The 7117-nt window shown below is 73.3% G+C and carries 3 protein-coding genes; all 3 read right to left on the bottom strand.

The features are described from left to right. Positions 1-3123, bottom strand: a 3123-nt coding sequence (gene addA, locus AC5E6L_RS08935) for a double-strand break repair helicase AddA (RefSeq protein ID WP_491772718.1), incomplete at its 3' end; no start/stop codon positions are given. A gap of 4 nt (positions 3124-3127) precedes the next feature. Next, positions 3128-6268 (bottom strand): double-strand break repair protein AddB, encoded by a 3141-nt coding sequence (gene addB, locus AC5E6L_RS08930; protein WP_491772716.1) that lies wholly within the window; start codon positions 6266-6268, stop codon positions 3128-3130. 54 nt (positions 6269-6322) lie between these two features. Continuing rightward, positions 6323-7054 (bottom strand): nucleotidyltransferase family protein, encoded by a 732-nt coding sequence (locus tag AC5E6L_RS08925; protein ID WP_491230293.1) that lies wholly within the window; start codon positions 7052-7054, stop codon positions 6323-6325. Positions 7055-7117: the final 63 nt, after the last annotated feature.

The following is a 7117-nucleotide window of genomic DNA, read 5'->3' as shown; positions in this document are numbered from 1 at the left end:
GAGGATCGCATCGACCCCGGCCGGCGGCATGGCGGGCGCCGACAGTTTCAGCCAGGCGCGTGCCCGCGCCTGCCGGTCGGGCGGCGCGACCGACGGCAGCACCTGCAACAGCGTGTGGACGGCGGTGCCGCGGCGGATGGCGTCGGCCGCCGCCGTTTCGGCCCCGTCCCCGCGCGCCAGCAGCGACGGCGCGCCGGCATCGGCGTCGGCGGCCTCGGGGGCGACGGCCAGCCCGGACGCGCCCGACGGCACGAGCGGCCGGGCCGCCGGCGGCTCGGGCGGCGCCGGTTCGGCGAAGCCGGGCGGCAATGGGCCGTGCCGGCCGCCTTGCGGCGGCGGCGATCCGGACGATCCGGGCACAGGACCAAGACCCGCCGGAAACCGCAGGACCGGACCGGCATCGGTTTCGATCCGGTCGCATGCGGGTTCCAGCGCGGATTGAACCATCGTGTGCCAGGTCGGGTCGGACGGGGCGGTCACGCCGCGATAGCCGGCGACGATCAGGCGGTCCGCGGCCCGCGTCATGCCGACATAGAGCAGCCGCCGATATTCCTCGCGCGCGGCCCGTTCGAGCCGCGCCATCGCCGCCTCGTGCACATCGGACCGCGCATCGGGCGTCCCGCGCCACAGGAAACCGCTTGCCTGGCCGGACGGCTCGCCCGGCAGGGCGACCGGAACGAGCTGGGGCGCGTTGCGGGCGTCGAAGGGCCTGCCGCCACGGTCGACCAGAAAGACGATCGGCGCCTCCAGCCCCTTGGCGCCGTGCACCGTCATGATGCGCACCTCGCCGCGCGCCTGATCCATCTCGCGCTTGATCTCGGGCGCATGATGTTCGAGCGCGTCGATGAAGGTTTCGAGCGCGGACGGGCCGGTCCGCTCGGCCGCAAGGCTCAGCGCGAGGAACTCGTCGAGCACGTCGGCGGTCTCCGGCCCCAGCCGTCCGACGAGCTTGCGCCGGCCCGCGCAGGCCGACAGCACATGGGCGTAGAAGCCGTGCACGGGCAGGGCGCGGGCCTTTTGCGACCATGCGTCGAGCCGGTCGCGGATGGCGGCCAGCGCGCCGTCGGTCTCGGCCGCCCCGGCCAGCCTCGACCAGAGCGTTTCCCCCCGGCGGCCATGGGCCAGGGCGAACAGCGCCTCCTCGCCGAGGCCGAACAGCGGGCTCTTGAGCAGGCTTGCCAGCGAAAGATCGTCGGCGCGGTTGAGCATGACCCGACCGAGCGCGATCAGGTCGAGGACGGCGATGTGGCCCGTCAGCCTGAGCCGGTCGGCGCCGGCGACCGGCACGTCCCGCTCCTTGAGCGCCCGCGACAGGGCGCCGACGAAGGTGTCGCGCGCGCGCACCAGCACGAGGATGTCGCCCGGCGTGATCGCCGCGCCCGTCGCCTCGATCACCGTGCCGGCCTCCAGCCAGCCCGCAATGGTGTCGGCGATGCGCGTGGCGACGATGAGCGCGGGCTCGGGGGCCGCATCGACGGGCGCGGTCCAGTCGTCGCCGCGCTCGACCCTTTCTCTGGCCAGCCGTTCCCATATCTCGACCCGGCCGGGGGCGCCGGTGCGCAGCGACCGGTGCCGGGTCGGCAGCGCGTCGCGCGTCAGCCCGGCGCGGTTGCCGTCGACGGCGAACACGCGGTCGACCGCGTCGAGGACGGCCTGGGTCGAGCGGAACGAGACCTGGAGCGCGACCGGCGCGAAAGTCCGCCCGGCCCCCGCCGCCAGGCGGGCGAAATGGTCGCGCGTGTCGGCGAACCTGTCCGGATCGGCGCCCTGGAACGAATAGATCGACTGTTTCTCGTCGCCCACGGCGAAAACGGTGCGCACGCCCTGGCGCGCGGTCTCGCCGGCGAAGAACTCGCCCGTCAGCGCGTGGATCACGTCCCATTGGGCGGGGCTCGTGTCCTGCGCCTCGTCGATCAGGACATGGTCGATGCCCTGGTCGAGCTTGTAGCGGACCCAGACCGAAGCGTCGGTGCGCATCAGCATGGTCGCGGTGCGCGCGATCAGATCCTCGAAATCCAGAAAGCCGCGCGCGCGCTTGAGCGCCTGGTAGCGGCCGATCAGGGCCTCGGCGACGGCGAGCACGTCGAGCGTGGCGTCGATCTCGCGCAGAAGGTGCACCCGGCCGCGTATGGCGAGGAAATGCGCGCGTGCCTCGACATAGCGCGCCTCAAGGTCGGGGACGAGCGCCGTGGCCGCCTTGGCGAACAGCGTCCCCGTTCCGCGAGGCGCCCCCTTGTCGGTCAGAAAGCATGGCGCAAGGGCGCCCAGCCTTTCGGGCGCGCCCGCTCTTCGGCCGGCATCGAGCGCATCGGAGACGATGCCGGCCACCTTCCTGGCCTCGCCGGGCCGCAGGCCGTCGGCAAGGCCGTGCAGCACGTCGGGCGTCAGGCCCGGCAGGGGCCAGACGGCGGCGGCGATATCGTCCTCATGGATGTCCGGGCCGAACCCGAACGCCTGGCGGTAGGCGGCGCGGCGGTCCTCGGCGGGCGACAGGCGTTCGAGCATGTCCGTGATCGCGCGCCGATGTGCGACGATTTCGTCGAGCAGGGCCTGCATGCCGCTCTCGCCGGTGATCATCAGGACGCGCATGAGCGCCTCGCCGGCACCGGCCGTGCCGCGCTGCGCGGCGCCGGCGAGCAGACCGCGCCGGGCCTGTGCGATCAGCAGCGCCTGCGCCTCGCCGTCGAGCAGCTCGAAATGGCCGGCAATGTTGGCTTCGAGCGGAAACCGGTGCAGCAGCGCCTCGCAAAAGGCGTGGATGGTCTGGATCTTGAGCCCACCCGGCGTTTCCAGCGCCCGGGCGAACAAGGTGCGCGCAAAGGCCATGCGCGCCGCGTCCGGCCGCCCGCCCCCGATCGCTTCGAGTTCGGCCGCAAGCGCCGCATCCCGCATCGTCACCCATGCGCCGAGCCGGTCGAAGACGCGCGTCTTCATCTCGGCGGCCGCCGCGCGCGTGTAGGTCAGGCAGAGGATCTTCGACGGATCGGTGCCGGCCAGCAGGATGCGGATCACGCGCGTCGACAGCACCCAGGTCTTGCCCGACCCGGCATTGGCCGACACCCAGGCCGAATTGACCGGATCGGCGGCGCGCGTCTGATCGCGGCGCGTTGCCTCGTCCGGCATGGGTTTAGAGCGTTCCGTCATCGCCGCCCCCGTTGCCGCCGGCGGCGTTCATCCATTCGAGCGCACGGGCCAGGTGGTCGTAATCGCCGGCGAAATCGCCCTCGCGGAACGGCATCACGCGGCTCGGATAGCCATGGGCTTCGTCGGCATAGTGGGCGCAGAGCCCTTCGAGCTTTTCCCAGGCGCGTTGGGCCAGTTCGTCCGCGCCGGGGTACTTGCCGCCGGACACGGGCCTTGGGTCGACCTCGCCGCGCGCGCCGAGCCGCACATAGAGAAGGTCGCCGGGCGGCACACGGCCAAGCGCGTCGAAGGCCCCACGGGCGGCGAGCGCCGCCTCCAGCGGCAGTTGCGGAGCGATAAGCGCCTCGACCTGCGGACCCGAGGGCGCGGTTCCGGTCTTGAAGTCGACAATGTCGGCCCGGCCGTCACGGCGCAGGTCGATCCGGTCCGCATAGCCGCGCAGCATCACGCCCGTCGCGCCGACCGGCGTGCGCCGGGCGCGGGCCTCGGGATGGGTGCGGCGGACGAAGCCCGCCCGCCCCGCCTCCCACGCGACCAGATTGGGGATCGCCGCGAGCATGCGCGCCCACCAGAGCGCGTCGATGTCCGGCGGCAGGGCCTCGGCGTCAAAGCGCGCGCGCGCCATCGCCTCGAAGCGCGCGGCCGCATCGGCCGCGGTCCAGTCGATGCCGGCGCGCGCGGCCTCCTCCATGACGGCGTGGATCAGCGAGCCCCGGTCGGCGAAGTCCGGATCGCGCACCAGCGGGTCGAGCGGGGCGAGCGCGAGCACCAGCCTGGCATAGATCGCATAGGGGTCGCGGCGCAGCGTCTCGACCTCGGTGACCGACAGCGCATCGGGCCGGGCCGCGCGCGGCGGCGCCGGTCCCGGCCGCAGCGCCGGGGGCGCCGCCATCGGCGCGGCGACGATATCGGCCAGCGCCATATAGCGTTCGCCCGCCCTGCGAAGCCTGCCCGTTGCGGCCGCGCCGGCCAGCGTTTCCAGCCTTTGCAGCCAGCGCGAGGCCACCGTGGGCGATCCGCCCGCCCGCCGCGCCCGGGTCACCAGCACATGGCGGTGCCCCATGGCCATCTGGAAATCGTGGGCGGCAAGGCCGATGCGCCGCTCGGGCGGATCGAGCCCGATCTCGGCCTTCATCGCGCGGGTCAGGAAGGCGTCGTTGGCGGCCTGCGCCGGCCATGTGCCCTCGTTGAGGCCCCCCAGCACCATCAGGTCGACGCTTTGCAGCCGCGCTTCCAGCGTGCCCCAGACATGAATGCGCGGATGGCCGCCATGACCGGGCCTGACGGCCAGGGTACCGGTCAGCGCGCGCACCATCTGGGGCCATTGCGCGAGCGGAAAGGCGATCCGCACATCGCTCGCCAGAAGCCGCGCCAGCAGACCTTCGAGCGTCCGGCCGCCCTCGCCGGCATAGAGCGCATCGTGCCGGCTCCGGTCGTCGCGGCCGATCGCTTCGAGCGCGGCGATGGTGGCGCGAACGGTCTCGTCGAGGCCGTGATCGGCAGTGTCGTCGAGCCTTGAAAGGGGCGCGAAAGCGGCCTGGACGCGCGCGGCCAGCGCATGGACGCGCTCGAACGCCGAACCGTCGAGCCGTTCATACCAGGCCGGCTTGCGGCGCCGATCGTCGTTCCAGCGCCCAAGCGCCGTCTCGACGAAGCACGCAAAGGCGCCAAGGCGGATGCGGCCCGTCCCGCCGCGCAGGGCCAGCATCTCAAGATCGGCGACCGCCGCCCGATGATCGGCCGCGCCGGCGCCGAAGCGGGCGAGTGGGTGCTTGAGAAGGGCCAGAAGGCCGGCAGGGTCGGCCTCGCCGCCGGCCAGCGAGAGCGTGAACGCCAAAAGCACGCCCTGGCCGGTCAGCGCGAACGGCGTTCCGCCCGAATCGGCGGCCTCGATGCCGAAGCGGCCGAGTTCGGACGCAACGCGCCGGGCAAGCTGCCGGTCGGGCGTGACGAGCGCGGCCGTCGCCTTGGGATCGAGGATCGCCTCGCGCAGCGCGCAGGCGATCGCCAGGGCCTCGGCCTGCTCGTTCGCCGCGTGCAGCACGCCGACACCGTCAAAGGCGGTTTCCGGCAGGCTGGCGCGCAGGCGCGCCCAGCGCGCGGTCTGCCCGGCGGGCGCCAGCCCCGCCGCCACCCAGCGGGCGCGGGCGGCCAGCGGCGCGCCGGGCGCAGCGCCAAGCGGATCGATCGCGTCGGGCGCGACACCGATGGCGCGCACCAGCTTGTACATGCCGAACTGCGGATGACCGATCACCGGCGTCGCATCGCCGGACGCCTGCAACAGCGCGCGCGTGTCCGCATCCATCGCCGTGTCGTATCCGGGCAGGACGACCGCGCCCAGCGGCAGCTTGGCGACGGTCGCGATCAGTTCGGCCGTCGCCGGGATCGTGCCGGTCGAGCCGGCGACGACCACCGGGCCGGCCGGAGGAGCAGCCTCAAGGCGCGCCGCCTCGGCGCGGATCATCCGGTTGCGGTGATCGGCCGGATCGAGCCGGCGACGCTCGTCGAGATAGGCCGGCCAGCTCGTCTTGACGATCTGAAGGAAGGCGAGCGTGACATGCCACCACCGCGAAACGTCGGCGCCGGCGGCGGCCTCGATCCGGGCAAAGCCGATGCCCTCGGTCCGGAGCTGGTCGATCAGCGCGGCGAGGTCGGCGGCCATCCAGAACGCATCGGCGACGGAGACGGGCGTCGTCACCGGCTCGGATTCATAGAGCGCGCCCCGCAGGTCACCGGCCAGCGCCTGGGTCCAGCGGGCAACGAGCCTGCCCAGCGCCAGTTGCCGTTCGAGCGTATCGATCGCCGGCGGCACGTCGAGCATCGCGCCGTCGCCAGCGGCCAGGAAGGCGGCGTCCTCGTCGACCTCGCCGAGCGGGCGGATGCGGGGCAGAAGGATCGCGGTCGCGCCCAGCGCGTCCATGAGCACCGAGCGCAGTTCGCGCGCGGCACGGCGCGTGGGCACGTAGATCGTCGCCCGGGCGAGCGCCAGCGGGTCGTCGCGCCAGGCAAAGCCCTCGACCAGACGGCCGTCGAGCAGCCCGCGCGCGACCGTATGGAGAAACGGCGCGCCGGGCGGAACGGTGAAAACCGTGCGGTGACGGTAGCGGGCGGCGGGTTCGGGCATGGCGACAGGCGCGATTCGGGTCGGCGGCGAGTGTGGAGCCGCGCCGCGCGGCGGTCAAACCGTTCGCCCGCTCAGGGCGGCCGCGACGGCCGCGAGCGCCTCGGGCGTGCCGACCGTGTACCAGTGGCCGCCTTCGAGGCGATGCGCGAACAGGCGGCCGGCGGCGATCGCGCGATCGAAATAGACATTGAGCGAGTGGGGTTCGGCGCGGGCGCCGGCGAAGACGGCCGGATCGACGATCGCCGCCCCGGCATAGATGACGCCGTCGCCCGACCTGTCCGCGGCGCGGGCGATGCGGCCGTCCCCGTCAAGGGAGAAGTCGACCCCGCCCTCGTGCCCGGTCGTATCGGACAGGCGCGCGGTCAGGAGCAGCATGTCCATCCGCGCCGGGTCGAACGCGGCGACCATGCGCGCCAGGGTCGGCGGGCCGCGGTCGATCCAGAAGGTGTCGGCGTTGAGCAGGACGAACGGCGCCGGGCCGAGCAGCGGCAGCGCCTTGACGATGCCGCCGCCGGTTTCGAGGATTTCCGCCCGCTCGTCGCTGATCGCCACATGCGGCCGTTCGCGCCCGGCGCAATGGGCGATGATCCGGTCGCCCAGATAATGGACATTGACCACAGCGCGCCCGATGCCGGCCTCGCGGGCCGCATCGAGGGCGCGGTCGAGCATGGTCCGCCCGCCGACCGGCACCAGCGGCTTGGGCACGGTGTCCGTGAGCGGCCGCAGGCGCCTGCCGAAACCGGCGGCGAGGATCATCGCGGCCGTCGCCGACGCCGGGCGGCTCATCGCAGCGCGACCTCGATGTCGAGCAGGCCGCGCGCCTCGAACCAGCCATTCAGATCGGCGAGC

This window comes from Roseitalea sp. (assembly GCF_984466335.1).
The sequence above is the reverse complement of the archived record's forward strand: the minus strand, read 5'-3'. Positions and strand labels throughout refer to the sequence as shown.

Bases quoted from the DNA above. Each gene is read 5' to 3' on its own strand.
- addB (WP_491772716.1), bottom strand. From the start codon at position 6,268: ATGCCCGAACCCGCCGCCCGCTACCGTCACCGCACGGTTTTCACCGTT.
- AC5E6L_RS08925 (WP_491230293.1), bottom strand. From the start codon at position 7,054: ATGAGCCGCCCGGCGTCGGCGACGGCCGCGATGATCCTCGCCGCCGGT.